Here is a 21,066-nt window from a genome sequence, read left to right as displayed (position 1 = left end):
GCGGGCGCCGCGGCCGGAGTCCCGGGGCTACGGCGGCGGGCGGAGCCGCGGCTCGCCGCCCCCCTCGACCAGCTCCAGCAGCAGCACCTCGTTGCCGCCCGCGCGCAGCACCGGGCCCGGGACGTACAGCGACTCCTGCGGGCCCGCCGCCCAGTAGCGGCCCAGGCAGAAGCCGTTCACCCACGCCCAGCCCCGCCCCCAGCCCGGCAGCGCCAGCGCCGCGTCCCCCGGCCGGGGCACCTGCGCCGCCGCCCGGTACAGCCCCGCGCCGCCCGCCCCGGGCGGGCCGTACGGCAGCGCCGCCACCGCCTCGGCGTCGTCGAAGGCGTCGAGGCGCAGCCCCCGGGCCCGTACGCCGTGGACGTACTGGCGCTCGTGCAGCAGCCCGCCGGTGATGCCCTTCGGCTCCCCGAGCCGCGGGCCGTAGTTGACCCGCCCCAGGGACTCCACCCAGACCTCCACCTCCGCCGGCCCGGCCACGTCCCCGAGCGGCGCCTCCTCGCCGGCCAGCGCGATCCGCCGCTCGCCGGCCGCGTCCCGTACGTACGCCACCGCTACGTCCCGCAGCCCGGTGACCAGCAGCGGGTACGGCCGCCGCGGGCCCGGTACACGGAAGCGGTAGCGGACGAGCCCGCGGTCCACGTCCAGCTCCTCGAACGTCGGCGGCACCCCGTACACCGGCTCCGCCGCCGCCGGCCCCGGCCCGCCCAGGGCCGCCAGCACCGCCGCCGCCGGCACCCGGCCGTCGACGGGCGCCGGGACAGGCTCCGGCAGGGCCGGGGGCGCCGGCGGCGGCTCGGGCAGCGGGCCGTCCGCGTACGGGGCGAGCACCGTGCGGAACGCCTCGAACTTCGCCGTCGGGCGTCCGTACTCGTCGACCGGGGCGCCGTAGTCGTACGACGTCACGTCCGGCCGCAGCGCGCCGCGGTGCAGGTCCCCGGCGCGGTTGGCGCCCGCCCATCCGCCGAAGCTGGTGCCGCCGTGCGCCATGTACAGGTTCACCGACGCGCCGCTGCCGAGGATCTCCGCCAGCGTCTCCGCCGCGTCCGCCGGCTCCCGTACGACGTGCTCCCCACCCCAGTGGTCGAACCAGCCGCACCAGAACTCCGCGCACATCAGCGGCCCGGCCTGCCGGTGCCGGCGCAGCGTCGCGAACGCCTCCCGGGCACCCGAGCCGAAGGTCACCGCGGCCGTGACGCCGGGCAGGGCGCCCGCGGTGAGCATGTGGTCCTCGGGCCCGTCCGCCGTGAACAGCGGCACGGTCACGCCGCGGGCGCGCAGGCCGTCGGCGAGGTGGCGCAGGTAGGCGCGGTCGCTGCCGTACGAGCCGTACTCGTTCTCCACCTGCACCAGCAGCACCGGGCCGCCCCGCGTCACCTGCCGGGCCACCACCTGCGGCAGCACGGTGTCGAACCACTCGTCCACCGCGGCGAGGAACTCCGGGTCGCGGGTGCGCACCCGCGGCCCCAGCCGCCCCGTCAGCCAGTGCGGCAGCCCCCCGTTCTCCCACTCCGCGCAGATGTACGGGCCCGGGCGGACAATCACCCACAGCCCCGCCGCCTGCGCGGCGTCGAGGAACCGGCCGGTCGCCGCCACGTCCTCGTAGCAGCCGGGGGAGGGCTCGTGCAGGTTCCACGGAACGTACGCCTCCACGCAGTTCAGCCCCATCGCGCGCAGCGACGCGAGCCGGTGGCCCCACTGCGCCTCGTGCACCCGGAAGTAGTGCACGGCCCCCGACAGCAGCCGCACCGGCCGCCCGTCCAGCGCGAAGGAGTCGCCTTCCACCGTGAACTCCGGCACCCGATTCCCGCCGTTCCTCGCCGATCCCGCCGGGCACCTACTCTTGCCCCCTGGTCACCCGCGCGTCCATGGACAAAGATCGGCGGTGCTTGGACTCGGCGGCGGCGCGGGGGCGCCGACGGCCCCGGCGGTGGCGAAGCAAGGAGGGCGGGCGGCATCGATGAGTCACCACACCTGGATGCGCTACTTCACCCCCGGCCCGGTGCACCGCAGGCTCGGCCTGGTCTGCCTCGGCGTCGGGCTGCAGTACGGCCGCCTGCCGGTCGTCGGGCCGCGCACGCTCGACCACCACGTCGCCGTCGTCGTCAGCAGCGGGCGCGGCTGGTTCCGGGGCGGCGACGGGCCGGTGCGGGACGTCGCGGCGCCCGCGCTGCTGTGGCTCGTCCCCGGCGCGGTCCACCACTACGGGCCGGACCCGGAGACCGGCTGGGACGAGGCGTTCGTCGACTTCACCGGCTCCGCCGTGGCCGCGTACACCGAGCTGGGCTACGTCCAGCCGGAGCGGCCCGTGGTGCCGCTCAGCGACGCCACCGGGCCGCGTACGGTCGTCACCCGCATCGCCCGCGCCGCCCGCCGCGGCAACCCGATGCTGGAGGTCGAGACGTCCGCCGCCGTGCACGACCTGCTCGTCGCGCTGCGCCGGTCGCGCGCGGACATGGCCCCGGACGGCGACCCGGTGCTGCCGGCGCTGGCCCGCGACGCCTTCCTGCCGCTGTCCGTCGCCGAGCACGCGGCGCGGCACGGCATGACGACGGCCGAGCTGCGCGCCGCGGTGCGGCGGGCGGCGGGGTGCAGCCCGAAGGACTACCTGCTGGGGATACGGCTCGGGCGGGCGAAGGAGCTGCTGGCCGCCACGGAGCTGCCCATCGCGGCGGTGGCCCGGCGGGTCGGGTACGACGACCCGGCGTACTTCTCGCGGCTGTTCACGCGCCGGGTGGGGGTCGCGCCGGTGCGCTTCCGCGACCAGCAGGGGCGTACGGCGCCGGGCGGCTGGAGCGACCGGGCGCCGGAGCCGGGGGACCCGCCGGTGGCGGAGGGCGCGCCGGGCGGGGGACCGGCGTAGGGGGCTGTGGGCGCGCAGAGGTGTCCCGTACGGGCCCGCTCAGTCGGGGCGTACCAGGCGGGTGTCGTACGCGAAGATCACCGCCTGCACCCGGTCCCGGGCGCCGGTCTTGCCGAGGATCCGGCCGACGTGCGTCTTGACCGTCGACTCGGCCAGGTGCATCCGCTCGGCGATCTCGCCGTTCGTCCAGCCCAGCGCGACGACCCGCAGCACCTCGCGCTCCCGGTCGGTGAGCACCGCCAGCCGCGGGTCCGGGCCCGCCGGGGCGGGCTCGCCGTGGGCGGGCAGCAGGTGCGCGTAGCGCTCGATGAGCCGGCGGGTCAGCGCGGGGGCGACGACCGCCTCGCCGGAGGCCACCGCCCGGATGCCGGCCAGCAGCTCGTCCGGCATCGCGTCCTTGACGAGGAAGCCGCTGGCGCCGGCGCGCAGCCCCGCGAACGCGTACTCGTCGAGGTCGAACGTCGTCAGGATCAGCACCCGGGTACGGCCGCCGGAGGCGGCGACGCGGCGGGTGGCCTCGATGCCGTCGAGGCCGGGCATGCGGACGTCCATCAGCACCACGTCCGGCCGCAACTCGGCCGCCAGCCGCACTGCTTCGGCCCCGCCGCCGGCCTCGCCGACGACGGCCATGTCCTCCTGGCTCTCCAGCAGCATCCGGAACCCGAGCCGCTGGAGGGCGTGGTCGTCGGCGATCAGCACGCTGGTCACGGGGCCGGCTCCGCCGGGGGACGGCCGGACGCGGGGGGCGGGCCGGCGGGCGGCGAGGAGGAAGAGGGCGGCGGGGTCCCGGCGGGGAGCGACGGCTCGTGCGCGGGCGGCAGCACGGCGTACACGCGCCAGCCGCCGGGGGCGGGGCCCGCGTCGAGGGTGCCGCCGTAGACCGCGGCGCGCTCGCGCATGCCCGCGATGCCCCGGCCGCCGCCCGCCGCGGCCGGGGCGGCGGGACCGGCGGTCGACGCGGCGCCGTACGGAGACGTCTCCTCGCCCGCGGATCCGCCGCCGGTTGCGGCCTCGGGCTCCCGCCGGCTCCCGGGTCGCGCTTCCCGCCGCACGCGCCCACCCCCGTTCCCGCCCTGGTCCCCGCCGACCCGCCCGGAGGGCGTCCCCGTGTCCGTCACCTCGATCTCCGCCCCGCCCGCCGCGCAGTCGAGCCGCACCGCCGCCGTCGCGCCCTCGCCGCCGTGCTTCAGCGTGTTCGTCAGCGCCTCCTGCACGATCCGGTAGACCGCCAACTGCCGCCCCTCCGAGAGCGTTCCCGAGTCCCCGCGCACCGTACAGCGCACCGGCAGCCCCGCCTCCCGCACCCGCTGCAACAGCGGCTCCAGCTCGGCCAGCCCCGGCTGCGGCGCGAGGTGCGCGGGGCCGGGGTCCGGGCCGGAGCCGGGGCCCGGCTCGTGCAGGACGCCCAGCAGCCGGCGCAGCTCGCCCAGGGCCTCCCGGCCGGTGGCGGAGATCGCGTCCAGCGCCTGCGCGGGCCGGTCGGCGGAACGGTCGCCGGGCCGCGCCCCGGGGGCGCCGGTGCCGCCCGGCCCGGGGCGGCCTCCCCCACAGCGCTGCGCGCGTGGGCGGTACCCCCTGCCGCGGGCCGCGTACGCGCCGCCGTCCGCGAGGCCGACGATCACCGAGAGGTTGTGCGCCACGATGTCGTGCATCTCGCGCGCGATCCGCGCGCGTTCGGCCGCGGCGGCGAGCCGGGCGCGCTGGTCGCGCTCGACCTCCAGCCGGTCGGCGCGGTCCAGCAGCGAGGCGACGTAGTCGCGTCTGGTGCGTGCGGTGATGCCGCTCATGACGATGGTCGCGGCGATGGCGACCACCGGCACGTACGCGCGGAGGAAGTTCTCCGGCGGCTCGCGCAGCGCTTCCGCGCCGATGTTCGCCGCCAGGATGGCGGAGACCCACGCCAGCCGGGACAGCGGCAGCCGCAGCGCCACGTTGTACAGGGCCACGCCGACAGCCATCACGGACGCGAGCGCCAGGTCGTACGCGTCGTGGACGAAGACCAGCGCGGCCACGCCGCAGAACACCGCGAACGGGTGCCGCCGGCGCCACGGCATCGCCAGCACCAGGCCCGCCCAGATCAGCCACGGCACGGCCACCGGGAGCGACGCCAGCTCGGCGGGGTCCGCACCGGGCTGGTCCCGGGAGTCCTCGCGCCAGTCGCCGAGGGTGAGCTGCACCAGCCCCGGCAGGGCGACGAGGGCGGCCAGCGACGCGTCCCACACCGCGGGGTGGCGGGTGTCGAAGGCCCGCACGCGCTGGGCGGCGGCGTGGATGCGGTGCGTGGGCGGCGGCGGGGGCACCGCCCCCGGGCCGCCGTCTGCCGCGCCCCGGCCCGCGGTCGGCTCCGCCGCCGTCCGCGCCGCCGCCGCTCGCGCCGTGCGCGCCACTTTCGCCGTCACCGCCGCCACCGCCCCCACCGCCGCCACCGCCGTCCGTACCGACTTCCGCCCCCGGCCATCCTCGCCCGGCGGGCGCTCAGACGTCACTGCGCCGGAGCCGCAGCGCCGCCGCGGCCAGCCCCGCCGCCGTCCAGAGAACCATGCTGACGAGCGCGGCGCCGACCGTCGGCAGGTCCGGCTCCGGGTGGGCGGCCATCAGCGGTTCCATCGCGGCCAGCGGCGTGTACGCCACGATGTCCTCGGCCCAGCCGTACGGCAGCAGCGGAACCACGCCCGGCACCACCATCAGCACCGCCACGAACACCCCGATCGACGCCGGAACGCTGCGCAGCAGCGCCCCCACCGCCACCCCGAGCACGGCGATGAGCGCCGCCCCCGCGGCCGTGGTGACCAGCGCCCGCGCCACCCCCGGGTCGCCGAGGCGGGCGGCGAGGGGCGTGTCCGCGAGGAACGCCTGCGCCGCCGGGAACGTCACCAGCGCCGTCGCCAGCGTCAGGACGAAGCTCACCGCGCCGAAGACCGCCGCCTTGGTCCACAGCACCGGCAGCCGCCGCGGCACCGCCGCCATCGTGGCCCGCACCATCCCCGTCGACCACTCGCCGGCGGTGGTGAGGATGCCCAGCACGGGCAGGATCAGCAGGCCGAAGTTCAGGCCCAGCAGGGTGGTGTCGACGGGGTCGCCCGGGCCGTCGTCGCCGCCGTCGGTGAACGCGGCGCCGATCGCGAGACCGAGGCCGAGGGCCAGCACGACGACGGCGGTCAGCGCGTACCAGGTCGAGCGCAGCGACCACAGCTTCGACCACTCCGAGCGCAGCACGCGCGGGTACGTCACGCGGTAGCCCGCGCCGCCGGCGGCGCCGGCGCGCGTACCGCCGGGGCCGGGCGCGGTCAGCGACGGGGTACTCATGCGGCGACCTCCTCGTGCCGGTCCTGCCCGCCCCGCTCCTCCGCGACGTGGGGGTGGGCGTGGTACTCGACGGCGTCCCGGGTCAGCTCCATGAACGCCTCCTCCAGCGACACCCGGTGGGGTGTCAGCTCGAACAGCGGCACGCCGTGCGCGGCGGCCGTCAGGCCGATGTCCTCCGCGCCGACACCGCGGACGCGCAGCTCGCCCGGCGCGTCCGAGGCGACCTCGACACCGGGGCCGGCCAGCAGCTCCCGCAGCCGGCCCGCCTCCGGCGACCTCAGCGACACCTCGTCGCGCCCGGCGGACCGTACGAACTCCGCCACCGTCGTGTCCGCGAGCAGCCGTCCGCGCCCGACGACGATCAGATGCTCGGCGGTCAGCGCCATCTCGCTCATCAGGTGCGACGAGACGAACACCGTGCGGCCCTGCGCCGCCAGGTCCTTGAGCAGGGTGCGGATCCACAGCACGCCCTCGGGGTCGAGGCCGTTGACCGGCTCGTCGAGCACGACGGCCGCCGGGTCGGCGAGCAGCGCGGCGGCGATGCCGAGCCGCTGCCCCATGCCCAGCGAGAACCCGCCGGCGCGCTTGCGCGCCGCGCCGCCCAGCCCCACCGCCTCGATCACCTCCTCCACCCGGCTGCGCGGGATGCCGTGGGTCAGGGCGAGCGCGAGCAGGTGCTTGGAGGCGCTGCGCCCGGTGTGTACGGACCGAGCCTCCAGCAGCGCCCCGATCTCGGCGAGGGGCGCCGGATGCCGCGCGTAGTGGCGCCCGTTCACGGTGACGGAGCCGCGGGTCGGCGCGTCCAGGCCCACGATGAGGCGCATCGTGGTGGACTTGCCGGCGCCGTTGGGCCCGAGGAAACCGGTCACGGTCCCCGGGCGCACGGTGAAGGTGAGGTCGTCGACGGCGGTCTTCTCGCCGTACCGCTTGGTGAGCCCGCGTACTTCGATCGTCATACCGGCGACGCTAGGCCGCGCGACCACGCCGATCGTCCGACCACGGCCCGCATCTGCGGGCGGCCGTAGTACCACGGGAGGACCCGCCGGGGCAGGCAGGGCCTACGCCCCGGCCCGTCCGCCCCCGCTCAGGAGGGCTTCTCCTCCCGCGCCGGCTCCCCGGAACCGCCGCCCCCGGGCGCGCCGGCCGACCCGGACCCGCCCGCGGAGCCCTCACCGCCCGCCGGCACCGCACCGCCCGACGCGGCGACGACGCCCCGGCCGCGGCCCGCGCCGCCCCGCCGCCGCGAGACCGCCACCCCCGCCAGACACAGCACACCGCCCACCAGCGTCAGCGCCTCCGGTATCTCGCCCAGCGCCGCCCAGGACATCAGCACCACCAGCGCCGGCACCGCGTACGTCGTGGCGCCCATCTTCCCCGCCGTGGTCCGCGCCAGCGCGTACGCCCAGGTCGTGAACGCCAGCGCCGTCGGGAAGACGCCGAGGTACAGCATGTTGGCCGTGGCCGACAGCGGGGCGTCGCCCAGGTCCCCGGCCAGCTGGCCCGCGAACGGCAGGCACAGCACCGCGCCCGTCATGCAGCCGTACGCCGTGGCCTGCAACGGCGAGGCGTGCGCGAGGGCCGGCTTCTGGCTGACGACGCCGCTCGCGTACGTCGCCGCGGCCAGCAGGCACAGCAGCACCCCGCCCAGCGAGGAACTGCCGCCGTCGGACGTGGATATCCCGACCACCACCGCGCCCGCGAACGCCACCGCCAGGCCGGCCAGCAGCATCGGCGGGAAGCCCTCCTTCAGCAGCCAGCCGCTGAGCAGCGCTATGAGCATCGGCCCGACGTTCACGACCATCGCGGCCGTGCCCGCGTCGACCAGCTGCTCTCCCCAGTTGAGCGCGACCATGTACACCCCGAACCACAGCGCGCCCGAGACGGCGATGCCCGGCCACGCCGCCCGCGGCGGCACCCCCTCGCGGCGCACCACGAGGATCAGCGCCAGCGCGGCGGAGCCCGCCAGCAGCCGCCCCAGCGCCAGCGCGCCGGGGCTGAAGTGCTCCCCCGCGTCCCGGATCGACACGAACGCCGACGCCCACAGCACCACCGTCACCGCCGCCGCGGCCACCGCCCGCCGGTCCGTCCCCGCCTGCACGTTTCCCTCCATGCCGGGAACCTAACAGCCGGCACTGACAACGCCCCGACCCCTGTTACGGTGGCCGCATGACCGACCACTCCACGTCCCCGTCGGCCATGGACGGCCTCTCCGACTCCGCCGTACGAGCCGAGCTCGCCCGGCTCCGCGACAGCATCGACAACATCGACGCGGCCGTCGTGCACATGCTCGCCGAACGCTTCAAATGCACTCAGCAGGTGGGCCGTCTCAAGGCCACCCACCACCTGCCCCCGGCCGACCCCGACCGCGAGTCCCGCCAGATCACCCGCCTGCGCGAGCTGGCGGAGAGCGCGAAGCTCGACCCGGCCTTCGCCGAGAAGCTGCTGAACTTCATCATCGCCGAGGTCATCCGCCACCACGAGACCATCGCCAACTCCGCCGCCCCGGAGCCCCCGCCGGCCCGTTGAGCGTCCGGCCCCGCGTGAGGGTGGACTGCCTCCGCCCCTACCCTCCGCCCGGCCCCGCGTCGTACGCCGCGAAGACCCGCTCCGGCCGCAGCCAGCCCTCCTCGTGGAAGATCCGCGTCCCCGCCTCCCGCGCCGCCGCGTCGGCCGCCGCGCGGGCGACCCAGTGGCGGGGCGTCGGGCCGAGGAGGGCGCGCAGCCGGGGGGAGGCGGTGAGGAGGCGGGTCAGCAGGGCGGACTGGTCCGGGGGCTGGGGGAGCGGGCCGCCGCCGGGACCGGACAGGACGCCGCGGGCGTTGAAGTAGACGTACGTGCCCGGCAGCCGCTCGCCGGTGGGGAGCCGCGCCGGGAACTCCACGGCCGGCAGCAGCGCGCGCCCGTAGTTCGGCATCTCCGTGCCGTCCACGGCGCGCAGTTGGTCCTCGTCCAGCCACGTGACCCACAGCCGTGACTCGACGTCCCCGGCCGCGTACGGGGCCGCCGCGACGTACCCCGGGCGGCTGATGTGCCCCGAGACGCCCACGCCGACGCCGCCGACGGCGGCCGGCGTGAGCGGCACCACCGCGGGCAGCCCCAGGTGCGTCAGCTTGTGGCGCAGCTGCCCCGGGGCCGCGTTCGACCCCAGCGCCAGCACCGGGTACCGCTCCGCGGCCGGCGCCTGTCCCAGCGACGCCAGCGCCTCGTCCAGCGTCCCCCGCTCCGGGTGCCGCCCCGGGTCCGTACCGCCGCCGCCCTCCCCGGCCACCCGCCACCGCCCCACGCCGCCCGCCGCGGGCCGCAGCGGCAGCAGCCGGTCGCCCGCGAGCAGCGACGGGCCGGGCGCCGGCGGCCCCGGGTACGTCAGCGGTTCCAGCAGCGGCACGGTCGCGAGGCCCAGCGCCTCCAGGGTTCTGTCCGGCACGCGCAGCAGCGTAGCCGCGCGGGTCCGGGCGGCCGGGCGCCGCGCGCCCGCCCCGGGCGCGGGTTCGCGGCCCGGCGCCCCCGGGGTGTCGTCGTACCCGCAGGTGGTGAGGCAGCATATGGCCCATGCCCGCACTCACCCGCGCCGAGGCGCAGCTCCGCGCCGGCCTTCTCGACGTCCACCGCTACGCCGTCGACCTCGACCTGACGCGCGGCGAGGAGGTCTTCGGCAGCAGCACCGTCATCGCCTTCGCCGCACGCGCGGCGGGGGAGACGTTCGTCGAGGTCAAGCCCGCCGAGCTGGTACGGGTCACGCTCGACGGACGGGACCTGGACACCGGCGCGCTCGCGGACAACCGCCTCCCGCTGCAACTCGACGCCGGCGAGCACGAGCTGCGCGTCGAGGCCGTCATGCGCTACTCCCGCACCGGCGAGGGGATGCACCGCTTCACGGATCCCGCCGACGGCGAGACGTACGTCTACACCCAGCTCTTCCTGGACGACGTGCAGCGCGTCTTTCCCGCGTTCGACCAGCCCGACCTCAAGGCCGTCTTCGACGTCTCCGTCACCGCGCCCGCCGGCTGGACCGTCCTCGGCAACGGCGTCCCGCACCGCGGGCGGGACGCGGACGCCGGTCCGGAAGCCGGCGTCCGCTGGCGGCTGACGGCCACCCCGCCCATCGCCACCTACCTCGTCGCCGTCGCCGCCGGCCCCTGGCACTCCGTACGCACCGAGCACGCCGGGCTGCCCTTCGGCCTGCACTGCCGCCGCTCGCTCGCGGCCCACCTCGACGCCGACGCCGACGAGCTGTTCGACGTCACCCGCCGCTGCTTCGACCGCTACCACGAGCGGTTCGCCGAGCCGTACCCCTTCGACTCGTACGACCAGGCGTTCGTCCCGGAGTTCAACGCCAACGCGATGGAGAACCCGGGCCTGATCACCTTCCGCGACGAGTTCGTCTACCGCTCCGCCGTGACCGACACCGAGCGCCAGACCCGCGCCATGGTGATCGCGCACGAGATGGCGCACATGTGGTTCGGCGACCTGGTCACGCTGCGCTGGTGGGACGACATCTGGCTGAACGAGTCCTTCGCCGAGTACATGGGCTACCAGACCCTCTCCGAGGCCACCCGCTTCACCGGCATCTGGACCGACTTCGCCGTCGCCCGCAAGAGCTGGGGCTACGACGCCGACCAGCGGCCCTCCACCCACCCCGTCGCCCCGCCACGCGTCGAGGACAGCGCCTCCGCGCTGCAGAACTTCGACGGCATCTCGTACGCCAAGGGCGCCGGCGCGCTCCGCCAGCTCGTCGCCTGGATGGGCGAGAAGGACTTCTTCGCCGGGATCGACGACTACTTCGCCCGGCACCGCTTCGGCAACGCCACCCTCGCCGACTTCATCGAGTCCATGGCCCGCGCCTCCGGCCGGGACGTGCCCGAGTGGGCCGACGCCTGGCTGCGCACCACGGGCGTCGACACCTTCCGCCCGGAGACCTGGGAGGGCGACGGGGACGTGTGGGTGCTGGAGGTCGAGCACGCGGGGCGCCGGCCGCACCGGCTGGCCGTCGGCCTCTACGACGAGGTCGCCGACGAGGACGGGGACGAGGCCGCGGACGGGGACGGGGCCCCGGGCGGGCCCGGCCGCATGGTGCTGCGCGAGCGGCTGGAGCACGACTTCACCGCGGACCTCGGGCTGAAGTCCGTGTCCGCCGCGGGCCGCACGCCCGACCTCGTCCTCCTCAACGACGGCGACCTCACGTACGCCAAGATCCGCCTGGACGACCGCTCCCGGGACACCGCCCTGCGCCGCCTGTCCGGCATCCCCGACCCGCTCAGCCGCGCCGTCCTCTGGAACGCCGCCCGCGACATGGTCCGCGACGCCGAACTCCCGCCCGCCGACTACCTGCGGGCCGCCGCCGCGCACCTGCCGGCCGAGGCCGACCTCGCCGTCGTCCAGGCCGTGCTGGCCTTCGCCCGCGGCCCGGTCGCCGACGTCTACGTACCCGACGCCGACCGGCCCGCGGCCCGCGCGACCGTCGCCGCGATCTGCCGCGAACTGCTGCGCCGCACCGACGAGAACGCCGACCCCGGGCTCCGGCTCGCGGCGCTCCGCGCCCTCATCGACTGCGCCGACGAGCCGGACGAGGTACGCGACTGGCTCGCCGCCGGCACCGTCCCCGGCGGCCCGGCCCTCGACCCCGACCTGCGCTGGCGCTGCCTCACCCGGCTCGCCGTCCTCGGCGCCGCCGGGCCCGACCGGATCGAGGCGGAGGTCGCCCGCGACCCCGGCGCCTCGGCGCAGGAGGGCGCGGCGCGGTGCCTGGCGGCGCTGCCGGGGGCCGAGGCGAAGGCGACGGCCTGGGCGGCGATGTACGGCGACGGGCAGGGGGACGGCGACGGGGCCCCGGGCGCGGCCGGCGCCGGGGAGCTCTCCAACTACCTCTTCACCGCCGCCGCCCTCGGCTTCTGGCAGCCGGAGCACCGCGACGTGCTGGCGCCGTACGTGCCGCGCTGGTTCGCCGAGACCCCGGCGCTCGCCGCGCGCCGCGGCCCGGCCATCGCGGCGGCGGCGGGGCGGGCGGGGTTCCCGCGGGGGTTCGTGGACGCGGAGACGCTGCGGCTCGGCGAGGAGTGCCTGGAGCGGGGCGAGCCGGTGCCGGCGCTGCGGCGGAAGCTGGCCGACCAGCTCGACGACCTCCGCCGGGCGCTGCGCGTACGGGAGGCGGCGGGGTCCCGGACCCCGTAGCGAAGGGCTCCGCGGCGCGAGGCCCCGCGGCGCGAGGCCCCGCGGCGGAGCGGCGGCGTGCCCGGCCCTAGCAGACCGGGCCACGCCGCCCTCCGCGTTCCCACGTACGGGCGAACTCCCGGGCAGAACGGCACGTTTCGGGGAAAAGTCGGAAGTAGGTTAGGCGCGCCTCACCTCACCTCAGCGGTCCGCCCGGACCGGCGCCCCCAGGAGCCTGCATGCCCGCTGCCGCCGAAGCCGCCCTCGCGGGCGGCCCCGCCGGCCCCCGCGCCCTCCGCCCGTACCTCGACCTCGTCCTCGCCGCCCTCGCGGACGGCGCCGCCCGCCGCGCCGGCCCGCTGCCCCCCGGCGGCCCCCGGGCCGTCGCCGCGCGGGTACGCGAGGCCGCCCGCCCCGTGCTGCCCGACGCCGGCGTGGGGGCGGAGGCGGCGCTCAGCGGCCTCGTACGCCTCCTCGCCGCCGGCGCCGCCGACCCGGCCGACCCGCACTGCGCCGCCCACCTGCACGCCCCGCCGCTCGCCCTCGCCGCCGCCGCGGACCTCGCGGCCGGCGCGCTCAACCCGTCGCTGGACTCCTGGGACCAGGCCCCGGCCGCCGCCGAGCTGGAGGCCGAGGTGGCCGCCGCCGTCGCCGCCGAGGTCCACCCCGGCGCCGCCCGGGCCGACGCGCTGGTCACCACCGGCGGCACCGAGGCGAACCAGCTCGCGCTGCTGCTCGCCCGCGAACTCCTCGGCCCCGGCGTGCAGGTCGTCACCGGCGCCAACGCCCACCACAGCGTCCACCGCGCCGCCTGGCTGCTGGGCCTGCGCGCCCCGCACGTCGTCCCCACGCCCCGCGGCGTCCTCGACCCCGCCGCCGTACGGGACGCCCTGGGGCTCCTCAGGCCCGGCCCCGGCGGGGCGCCGGGCCCCGCGCTGGTCGTCGGCACCGCCGGCACCACCGACACCGGCGCCGTCGACCCCCTGCCCGCACTCGCCGACGCCGCCGCGGCGCACGGCGCCCGGCTGCACGTGGACGCCGCGTACGGCGGGCTGCTGCTGCTCGCCCCGGGCCGCGCGCACCTCGTCGCCGGGCTCGACCGGGCCCACACCGTCGCGCTCGACCTGCACAAGCTGGGCTGGCAGCCGATCGCCGCCGGCTTCCTGGCCGTACGGGACGACGCCGACCTGGCGCCGCTCGCCTACAGCGCCGACTACCTCAGCGCCGACGACGACACCGCCGCCGGGCTGCCGGCCCTGCTGCACCGCTCGCTGCGCACGACGCGCCGCGCCGACGTGCTCAAGGTCGCCGTGACCTTCCGCGCGCTCGGGCGCGCGGGCGTCGCGGAGCTGGTGGAGGGGACGTTCGCCGCGGCGGCGCGGCTCGCGGAGCTGGTCGGGGCGGACCCGGAGCTGGAGCTGTACGCGCCGCCGACGCTGACCACCGTCCTCTTCCGGCCCGCCGGCGCCGACGACGCCGCGGTCGCGGCGCTGCGGCGGCGGCTGCTGGTGGACGGGCACGCGGTGCTCGGGCGCGCGGAGGCGGGCGGGCGGCGCTGGCTGAAGGCGACCCTGCTCAACCCGCACGTCCAGCACGGCGACCTGCGCAACCTGCTCAAGCTCGTCACCGAGGCCCACCGGACGGCACCGGCCGCCCCGCACCGGCCGCAGGGTGCGTACCCGCCGCACCGGCAGCACCGCGAGAACGGAACCGCGCCCGATGCCCGCTGAGCTCCCCGGCCCCCGCCGCCCCCTCGACCTCGCCGGCATCGGCATCGGGCCGTTCAACCTCTCCCTCGCCGCCCTCGCCGCCCGCGTCCGCGGCCTGAGCACCGCCTTCTACGAGCGCCGCGCCGAGTTCCGCTGGCATCCCGGCCTCCTCATCGAGGGCACCACCCTCCAGGTGCCCTTCCTCGCCGACCTCGTCACGCTCGCCGACCCCACCAGCCCCTTCACCTTCCTCAACTACCTGCGCGCCCACGAGCGGCTCTACCCCTTCTACTTCGCCGAGCGCTTCCACGCCCACCGCGCCGAGTACGACGCGTACTGCCGCTGGGTCAGCGGCCGGCTGCCCGGCCTGCACTTCCGCCACCAGGTCGAGAAGGTCCGCTGGAACGCCGGACGCGGCCTCTTCGAGGCCGACTTCACCCAGCTCGACGACTCCGGCGAGGCCGCGGCGCTCGGCCGCGCCCACGCCCGCCACCTCGTCGTCGGCGTCGGCACCGAGCCGTACGTGCCGGAGGCGCTGCGGCCGCTCGCCGCGTCGCCCACCGCCGACGTCGTGCACGCCGCCGACTACCTCGCCCACCGCACCCGCCTCGCCGCCGCCCGGCACGTCACCGTGGTCGGCGCCGGGCAGTCCGGCGCGGAGGTCTTCCTCGACCTGCTGCGGGCCCGCCCGGCGGGCGCGGAGCGGCTGCACTGGCTGGCCCGTACCCCGGCGTTCGCGCCGATGGAGTACAGCAAGCTGGGCCTGGAGCAGTTCACGCCCGACTACGCCCGCTACTTCCACGGGCTGCCCGAGGACGTACGGGACGAACTGCTGCCCCGGCAGTGGCAGCTGTACAAGGGCATCGACGCCGGGACCATCGCCGCCGTCCACGACGAGCTGTACCGGCGCACCCTCGGCGGCGGCTGGCCCGACGCCGTCCTCACCCCCGGCGTCACCGTACGCACCGCCGGGCGCTTCGGCTCGCACCGCATCGAACTGCACCTGGAGCACGCCGCGCAGGGCACCCGCGAGACGCTGCGCACCGACGCCGTCGTGCTCGCCACCGGCTACCGGGAGCGCCCGCTCGACGGCCTCCTCGCGCCGCTGGAGCCGCTGCTGCGCCGCGACGCCGCGGGCCGCCCGCGGGTCGACGAGCACCACCGCCTCGTCCTCGACCCCGAGGTCACGGGCCGGATCTACGTCCAGAACGCCGAGCGCCACACGCACGGCGTCGGCGCCCCCGACCTGGGCCTGGCCGCCCACCGCGGCGCGGTCATCCTCAACGACGTCACCGGCGCCGAGCCGTACCCGCTGCCGCGCCGCACCGCCTTCACCACCTTCGGGCTGCCGCCGCTCCGGCGCGGACAGCCCGACGAGCCGGCGCACGGGGTCCCCCGCGCGCCGGACCCTGGCACAGTGAAGGCATGACGAACCCGCCGCCCGTACCCTCCCCGCCGCCGTACGGCACCCCCGAGGAGCCGCGCCTCGCCGTCCGCGGCGAGGCCCGCCTCGAAGTCGACCCGGAGATCGCCCGGATCGCCGTCACCGTCGCCGTCCGCGGCACCGACCGGCGCGACGCGCTGGCGGACCTGACCCGCCGCAACACCGAGGCCCGGGAGCTGATCAGGTCGTACGGCGAGGCGGTGGAGAAGCTGGAGACCGGGGCGCTGCTGGTGACGCCCGAGCTGGGCCGGCACAGCCGCGGCGAACGGGTCCGCCGCTACCACGGCCGGGTCCGGCTCACCGCCACCCTCGGCGACTTCACCGCGCTCGGCGAGCTGAGCACCCGGGCCGCCGACCTCGACCTGGCGACCGTCGAGGGCCCGTGGTGGGGCCTGCGTCCGGACTCGCCGGTGCACCGCGAGGCGCGGCAGCAGGCGGTACGGGAGGCGGTGACGCGCGCCCGCGAGTACGCGGCGGCGCTGGGCGCCGACCTGACGGCGGTCGTGGAGGTCGCCGACGAGGGCGCGGAGCACCCGGAGATGTGGATGGCGCGGGAGGCGTCCCGCGGCTTCGGCGGGGTCGCCGCGGCGGCCGAGCCGGCACCCGCGCTCGACCTCGAACCCCAGCGACAGACGGTTTACGCCCGGGTGAACGCGAGGTTCGTCATGACCCGCCCGCAACTCTGATTGCGCTCATCAGAGCAGCGGCGCGCACGTTTTATAAGTTGTCAGCTCGCTCTCAATAACCCTTCAATCAAAAGTCGTTGGAGAGTCGGCAATACCCGGTTCCCTACCTGCCGGTAAGTCATAGAGTCGAATACATGCGCCGAGCGAAGATTGTCTGCACCCTGGGACCCGCGACCGACACATACGACCAGATCAAGGGGCTGGTCGAGGCGGGAATGGACGTCGCCAGGTTCAACCTCAGCCACGGCACCTACGCTGAGCACGAGGAGCGTTACGCACGGGTGCGCAAGGCGGCTGACGAGACGGGGCGCAGCGTCGGCGTGCTCGCCGACCTTCAGGGCCCGAAGATCCGGCTGGGCACCTTCCACGAAGGTCCTGTATTTCTCGAACGGGGCGATGAATTCACCATCAGCGTCGACCCGGTCGAGGGCGACCGCCAGTGCTGCGGTACGACGTACGCCGGGCTGGCCGCCGACGTCGGGCGCGGCGAGCGGATCCTCGTCGACGACGGCCGCGTCACCCTGGAGGTGACCGCGGTGGACGGGCCCCGGGTCCGCACCATGGTCATCGAGGGCGGCATGGTCTCCGACCACAAGGGCCTGAACCTGCCCGGCGTCGCCGTCTCCGTGCCCGCCCTGTCCGAGAAGGACCGCGAGGACCTGCGCTGGGCGCTGCGCACCGGCGCGGACATCATCGCGCTCTCCTTCGTACGCTCCGGGCAGGACGTCCGCGACGTCCACCGGATCATGGACGAGGAGGGCCGGCGGGTCCCGGTGATCGCGAAGGTGGAGAAGCCGCAGGCGGTGGAGAACCTGGAGGGCATCGTCGACGCCTTCGACGGGCTCATGGTGGCGCGCGGCGACCTCGGCGTGGAAATGCCGCTGGAGCAGGTGCCGATGGTGCAGAAGCGGGCGGTGAAGCTCGCCAAGCGGAACGCCAAGCCGGTGATCGTCGCCACGCAGATGCTCGACTCGATGATCGAGGCGTCCCGGCCGACCCGCGCGGAGGCGTCCGACGTCGCCAACGCGGTCATGGACGGCACGGACGCCGTGATGCTCTCGGGGGAGACGAGCGTCGGCAAGTACCCGGTCCAGACGGTGCGGACGATGGGCCGGATCGTCTCGGCGGCGGAGGAGGAGATGCTCGCCAAGGGCCTGCCGCCGCTGACCGAGCGCAACAAGCCGCGCACGCAGGGCGGCGCGGTGGCGCGCGCCGCGGCGGAGATCGGCGACTTCCTCGGGGCGCGCTATCTGGTCGCGTTCACGCAGTCCGGCGACACGGTGCGGCGGCTCTCGCGCTACCGCTCGCCGATCCCGGTGCTGGCCTTCACGCCGGACCGGGCCACGCGCAGCCAGCTGAACCTGACGTGGGGCGTGGAGACCTTCCTCGGGCCCGTGGTGCAGACGACCGACGAGATGGTGGCGCAGGTCGACGAGCAGCTGCTGAAGATCGGCCGCTGCCGCCGCGGCGACGTGGTCGTGATCACCGCCGGCAGCCCGCCGGGCGTCCCCGGCTCGACCAACCTGGTCCGCGTCCACCACATCGGCGAGGCCGACACCGCGCACTGACGGCCGCCGGCGGCCACGGCACCCGGCACGCCCGCGCACCACGCCGAACGGCGTCCCCGGCCCGTCCCGCAGGGCGGGGCGCCGTGGCCCGGCGGAGGCGAACCCGGCCGCGTGCGCACAGCGGCTGCCCGCCCCGCCGTGCGCCGACTTGACGGCCCGCACCCCGTTTGCGGCAGCCGCCCGGGGCCGGGCGGCGTGGCGGTGGCGGATGTGCGCGTCGGCTCGCGACCGTCCGCGGCTGCGCCGCGGGTGGCGGCGGCACGTGCCGCCCTGTGGCTGCCGACCGCGCCCGGCCCGACCGGTCCGGGGCCCGGGTGTACACCGCCGTGACGGCCGTGACCGGCCGCCGCTGGCCGCGATTGCCCGCCCCCGCTCGGTGACCGGCCGCCGCTGGCGATTGGCCGCCCCCGCTGGCCCCGATCGGCCCCCCGCTCGCCGTGACCGGCCGCCGCTGGCCGTGATCGGCCGCCGCCGCTCGCCGCAGGCGGCGAGGCCCGCCGCAACGGCCCCGCACCGCATCCCGCCCGGCTCGCCGGGCTGCGCCGTCGGGCCGCGCTCCCCGCCCCGCGCCGGCCGAGAGGCGCTCAGTGGGCCGCCGACTCCCAGTCCGTCCCCACGCCGACGGCCACGTCCAGCGGCGCCCGCAGGGACACCGCACCCGCCATCTCGCGCCGCACCAGCTCCTCGACCCGCTCGCGCTCGCCCGGGGCCACTTCCAGCACGACCTCGTCGTGCACCTGGAGCAGCAGCCGGGTCTCCAGCCCCGCCGCCGCCAGCGCCCGGTCCACCCGCAGCATCGCGAGCTTCACGATGTCCGCCGCGGTGCCCTGGATCGGCGCGTTGAGCGCCATCCGCTCGGCCATCTCGCGCCGCTGGCGGTTGTCGCTGTTGAGGTCGGGAAGGTATCGGCGGCGGCCGAACATCGTCTCCGTGTAGCCCGTGGCCCGGGCCTCGTCCACGACGCGGCGCAGGTAGTCCCGTACGCCGCCGAAGCGCTCGAAGTAGTTCTCCATCAGCTTGCGGGCCTCGGCGGCCTCGATGCCCAGCTGCTGGGAGAGGCCGAAGGCCGACAGCCCGTAGGCCAGCCCGTACGACATCGCCTTGATCTTGCGCCGCATCTCGTGGTCGACGTCGGCGCGCGGCACCGAGAACACCTGCGAGGCGACGGTGTCGTGCAGGTCCTCGCCGGAGGCGAACGCCTCGATCAGGCCCTCGTCCTCCGACAGGTGGGCCATCACCCGCAGCTCGATCTGGCTGTAGTCGGCGGTCAGCAGCGACTCGTATCCCTCCCCGACGACGAAGCCGCGGCGGATCGCCCGGCCCTCGTCCGTACGGATGGGCACGTTCTGCAGGTTCGGGTCCGTGGAGGACAGCCGGCCGGTGGCGGCGACGGTCTGGCTGAACGTGGTGTGGATCCGGCCGTCCGCCGCGATCGTCTTGATCAGCCCCTCGACGGTGGAGCGCAGCCGGGCCTGCTCGCGGTGGCGCAGCATGATGACCGGCAGCTCGTGCTCGGTCTGGGTGGCGAGCCAGGCGAGCGCGTCGGCGTCGGTCGTGTAGCCCGTCTTGGTCTTCTTCGTCTTCGGCAGGCCCAGCTCGCCGAAGAACACCTCCTGGAGCTGCTTGGGCGAGCCGAGGTTGAACTCGTGCCCCACCGCGTCGTGCGCCTCCTGGACGGCCTGCTGCACCGCGCCGGCGAACTGCTCCTCCATCGCCTCCAGATGGGCCCGGTCGACGGCGACGCCGGCCCGCTCCATCCCGGCCAGCACCGCCGAGACCGGCAGCTCCATGTCGCGCAGCAGCTCCGCCGCACCGACCTGCGCCAGCTTCTCCGAGAGCGCCTCGCCGAGGTCCAGGACCGTACGGGCCGTGCGCATCAGCGCGTCCCGCTCGGCCGCCTCCTGGTCGCCCTCCGCGCCGTCGAGGCCCAGCTGAAGCTGCCCGTCGGCCGCCGGGGGCTCCAGCTCGCGGCCCAGGTAGGCGATGGACAGCGCGTCGAGCGCGAACGTCCGCCGGCCGGGCGTGACCAGGTACGCGGCGAGGGCGGTGTCCACCGCCACGCCCTCGACCGTCCAGCCGTGCTCGGCGAGGACGCGCAGGGCGCTCTTCGCGTCGTGCACCGTCTTGGCGCTGCCGGGGTCCGCGAGCCAGCGCGCGAACGCCTGCTCGTCACCGGCGTCGAGCCGGGCCGGGTCGAACCAGGCGGCCGGCCCCTCCGGGGCCGCGAGCGCGACCTCGGTGACGCCGCCGGCGCCGAGCCGCCAGGTGTCGACGGTGGCCATGCCGAGCGGTCCGGCGCCGTGCTCGGCGAGCCACGGGGCCAGCTCGCCGGTCTCCAGCACCCGGCCGTCGACCTGCACCCCCGGCTCCGGCTCGGCCTCCACCTCGCCGGCGCCCGGGTCCGCGTTGAGCAGCCGCTCGCGGAAGTTGGGGTTGCGGAACTCCAGGGCGTCCATGACGACCTGGAGCGCCGTCCGGTCGTACGCCCGGCGCTCCAGGCCCTCCGGGCCGGTGGGCAGCTCGACGCCGCGGTCCAGCTCGGTCAGCCGGCGGTTGAGCTTGACCGCGTCCAGGTGGTCGCGAAGGTTCTGCCCGGCCTTGCCCTTGACCTCCTCGGCCCGCTCGGCCAGCTCCGCGAACGAGCCGAACTGCCTGATCCACTTGGCCGCGGTCTTCTCCCCGACGCCCGGGATGCCGGGCAGGTTGTCGGAGGGGTCGCCGCGCAGGGCGGCGAAGTCCGGGTACTGCGCGGGCGTCAGCCCGTACCGCTCCTCGACCTTCTCCGGGGTGAAGCGGGTCAGCTCGGAGACGCCCTTCGTCGGATAGAGCACCGTCACGTGGTCCGAGACGAGCTGGAAGGAGTCCCGGTCGCCGGTGACGATCAGCACGTCGAACCCGGCGGCCTCCGCCTGCGTGGCCAGGGTGGCGATCACGTCGTCGGCCTCGAAGCCCTCGACGGCGAACCGCGGCACGTTCATCGCGTCCAGCAGCTCGCCGATCAGCTCGACCTGGCCCCGGAAGTCGTCGGGGGTGGTGGTGCGGTTCGCCTTGTACTCCGCGAACTCGGCGGAGCGCCAGGTCTTGCGGGAGACGTCGAAGGCGACGGCCAGATGTGTCGGCGCCTCGTCACGCAGCGTGTTCGACAGCATCGACGTGAAGCCGTAGATCGCATTGGTGACCTGCCCGTCGACGGTGGAGAAGTTCTCCGCGGGCAGCGCGAAGAATGCCCGGTATGCCAGGGAGTGTCCGTCCAGCAGCATCAGGCGGGGGCGTTGGTTCTTCGATGCGTTCTCAGCCACGGCACCGATCCTGCCATGCCCCACCGACAACGGTCCCGTGACGG

General features: G+C 76.3%; 15 protein-coding genes. 7 read left to right on the top strand and 8 right to left on the bottom strand.

Annotated features, from left to right (window positions below; genetic code table 11):
* Nucleotides 1-27 precede the first annotated feature (27 nt).
* A complete protein-coding gene (locus tag ACHZ99_RS01885; RefSeq protein ID WP_420302515.1) occupies nt 28-1,800 on the bottom strand; it encodes a glycoside hydrolase family 35 protein in 1,773 nt (590 codons plus the stop codon).
* A 160-nt stretch (nt 1,801-1,960) separates the two neighbouring features.
* Between ACHZ99_RS01885 and ACHZ99_RS01880 the strand changes: the two genes are divergently transcribed.
* A complete protein-coding gene (locus ACHZ99_RS01880) occupies nt 1,961-2,863 on the top strand; it encodes a helix-turn-helix domain-containing protein (RefSeq protein ID WP_420302514.1) in 903 nt (300 codons plus the stop codon).
* A 39-nt stretch (nt 2,864-2,902) separates the two neighbouring features.
* On the opposite strand, the gene ACHZ99_RS01875 is transcribed toward ACHZ99_RS01880, so the two are convergent.
* The 5 genes from ACHZ99_RS01875 to ACHZ99_RS01855 all read right to left on the bottom strand — a co-directional run bounded on the left by ACHZ99_RS01875 (nt 2,903) and on the right by ACHZ99_RS01855 (nt 8,279).
* Complete coding sequence (locus ACHZ99_RS01875) at nt 2,903-3,571, bottom strand: response regulator (protein ID WP_420302513.1); 669 nt, start codon at nt 3,569-3,571, stop codon at nt 2,903-2,905.
* Nucleotides 3,568-5,349, bottom strand: coding sequence for a sensor histidine kinase (locus tag ACHZ99_RS01870; RefSeq protein WP_420302512.1), 1,782 nt, complete (start codon nt 5,347-5,349; stop codon nt 3,568-3,570). Before ACHZ99_RS01870 ends, ACHZ99_RS01875 begins: the two co-directional genes overlap by 4 nt.
* Nucleotides 5,339-6,169, bottom strand: coding sequence for an ABC transporter permease (locus ACHZ99_RS01865; RefSeq protein ID WP_420302511.1), 831 nt, complete (start codon nt 6,167-6,169; stop codon nt 5,339-5,341). The genes ACHZ99_RS01870 and ACHZ99_RS01865 overlap by 11 nt, the downstream gene beginning before the upstream one ends.
* The gene (locus tag ACHZ99_RS01860) at nt 6,166-7,125 is read right to left on the bottom strand and encodes an ATP-binding cassette domain-containing protein (RefSeq protein ID WP_420302510.1); all 960 of its coding nucleotides are present in this window, start codon (nt 7,123-7,125) and stop codon (nt 6,166-6,168) included. The genes ACHZ99_RS01865 and ACHZ99_RS01860 overlap by 4 nt, the downstream gene beginning before the upstream one ends.
* A gap of 128 nt (nt 7,126-7,253) precedes the next feature.
* Nucleotides 7,254-8,279 (bottom strand): DMT family transporter, encoded by a 1,026-nt coding sequence (locus tag ACHZ99_RS01855; protein WP_420302509.1) that lies wholly within the window; start codon nt 8,277-8,279, stop codon nt 7,254-7,256.
* Nucleotides 8,280-8,335: 56 nt separating this feature from the next.
* On the opposite strand from ACHZ99_RS01855, the gene ACHZ99_RS01850 reads away from it, so the two are divergent.
* Nucleotides 8,336-8,695: a chorismate mutase gene (locus ACHZ99_RS01850; protein ID WP_420302508.1), complete on the top strand. Its 360-nt coding sequence runs from the start codon at nt 8,336-8,338 to the stop codon at nt 8,693-8,695.
* 37 nt (nt 8,696-8,732) lie between these two features.
* Here the strand turns inward: ACHZ99_RS01850 and ACHZ99_RS01845 are convergent, their stop codons facing one another.
* Complete coding sequence (locus ACHZ99_RS01845) at nt 8,733-9,593, bottom strand: hypothetical protein (protein ID WP_420302507.1); 861 nt, start codon at nt 9,591-9,593, stop codon at nt 8,733-8,735.
* Nucleotides 9,594-9,718: 125 nt separating this feature from the next.
* On the opposite strand from ACHZ99_RS01845, the gene pepN reads away from it, so the two are divergent.
* From pepN to pyk, 5 genes are all read left to right on the top strand, one after another.
* The gene (gene pepN, locus ACHZ99_RS01840; protein ID WP_420302506.1) at nt 9,719-12,337 is read left to right on the top strand and encodes an aminopeptidase N; all 2,619 of its coding nucleotides are present in this window, start codon (nt 9,719-9,721) and stop codon (nt 12,335-12,337) included.
* Nucleotides 12,338-12,555: 218 nt separating this feature from the next.
* Nucleotides 12,556-14,046 carry a pyridoxal phosphate-dependent decarboxylase family protein gene (locus ACHZ99_RS01835; protein WP_420302505.1) on the top strand — a complete coding sequence of 497 codons (1,491 nt, stop codon included), beginning with the start codon at nt 12,556-12,558 and terminating at the stop codon, nt 14,044-14,046.
* A complete protein-coding gene (locus ACHZ99_RS01830) occupies nt 14,036-15,454 on the top strand; it encodes a lysine N(6)-hydroxylase/L-ornithine N(5)-oxygenase family protein (protein ID WP_420302504.1) in 1,419 nt (472 codons plus the stop codon). The genes ACHZ99_RS01835 and ACHZ99_RS01830 overlap by 11 nt, the downstream gene beginning before the upstream one ends.
* Nucleotides 15,451-16,155 carry an SIMPL domain-containing protein gene (locus tag ACHZ99_RS01825; protein ID WP_420302503.1) on the top strand — a complete coding sequence of 235 codons (705 nt, stop codon included), beginning with the start codon at nt 15,451-15,453 and terminating at the stop codon, nt 16,153-16,155. The genes ACHZ99_RS01830 and ACHZ99_RS01825 overlap by 4 nt, the downstream gene beginning before the upstream one ends.
* A gap of 134 nt (nt 16,156-16,289) precedes the next feature.
* Nucleotides 16,290-17,723, top strand: coding sequence for a pyruvate kinase (gene pyk / locus ACHZ99_RS01820; protein ID WP_420302502.1), 1,434 nt, complete (start codon nt 16,290-16,292; stop codon nt 17,721-17,723).
* Between the two features lie 584 nt (nt 17,724-18,307).
* On the opposite strand, the gene polA is transcribed toward pyk, so the two are convergent.
* Nucleotides 18,308-20,983: a DNA polymerase I gene (polA, locus tag ACHZ99_RS01815; RefSeq protein WP_420303177.1), complete on the bottom strand. Its 2,676-nt coding sequence runs from the start codon at nt 20,981-20,983 to the stop codon at nt 18,308-18,310.
* Nucleotides 20,984-21,066 lie beyond the last annotated feature (83 nt).

The organism is Streptomyces sp. MAR4 CNX-425 (assembly GCF_048656465.1).
In the GTDB taxonomy this organism is placed as follows: domain Bacteria; phylum Actinomycetota; class Actinomycetes; order Streptomycetales; family Streptomycetaceae; genus Streptomyces.
The sequence above is the reverse complement of the archived record's forward strand: the minus strand, read 5'-3'. Positions and strand labels throughout refer to the sequence as shown.

Coding starts and splice junctions, on each gene's coding strand:
- ACHZ99_RS01880 (WP_420302514.1), top strand. CDS start 1,961: ATGAGTCACCACACCTGGATGCGCTACTTCACCCCCGGCCCGGTGCAC.
- ACHZ99_RS01865 (WP_420302511.1), bottom strand. CDS start 6,169: ATGAGTACCCCGTCGCTGACCGCGCCCGGCCCCGGCGGTACGCGCGCC.
- ACHZ99_RS01860 (WP_420302510.1), bottom strand. CDS start 7,125: ATGACGATCGAAGTACGCGGGCTCACCAAGCGGTACGGCGAGAAGACC.
- ACHZ99_RS01855 (WP_420302509.1), bottom strand. CDS start 8,279: ATGGAGGGAAACGTGCAGGCGGGGACGGACCGGCGGGCGGTGGCCGCG.
- ACHZ99_RS01850 (WP_420302508.1), top strand. CDS start 8,336: ATGACCGACCACTCCACGTCCCCGTCGGCCATGGACGGCCTCTCCGAC.
- pepN (WP_420302506.1), top strand. CDS start 9,719: ATGCCCGCACTCACCCGCGCCGAGGCGCAGCTCCGCGCCGGCCTTCTC.
- ACHZ99_RS01835 (WP_420302505.1), top strand. CDS start 12,556: ATGCCCGCTGCCGCCGAAGCCGCCCTCGCGGGCGGCCCCGCCGGCCCC.
- ACHZ99_RS01830 (WP_420302504.1), top strand. CDS start 14,036: ATGCCCGCTGAGCTCCCCGGCCCCCGCCGCCCCCTCGACCTCGCCGGC.
- ACHZ99_RS01825 (WP_420302503.1), top strand. CDS start 15,451: ATGACGAACCCGCCGCCCGTACCCTCCCCGCCGCCGTACGGCACCCCC.
- pyk (WP_420302502.1), top strand. CDS start 16,290: ATGCGCCGAGCGAAGATTGTCTGCACCCTGGGACCCGCGACCGACACA.
- polA (WP_420303177.1), bottom strand. CDS start 20,983: ATGCTGCTGGACGGACACTCCCTGGCATACCGGGCATTCTTCGCGCTG.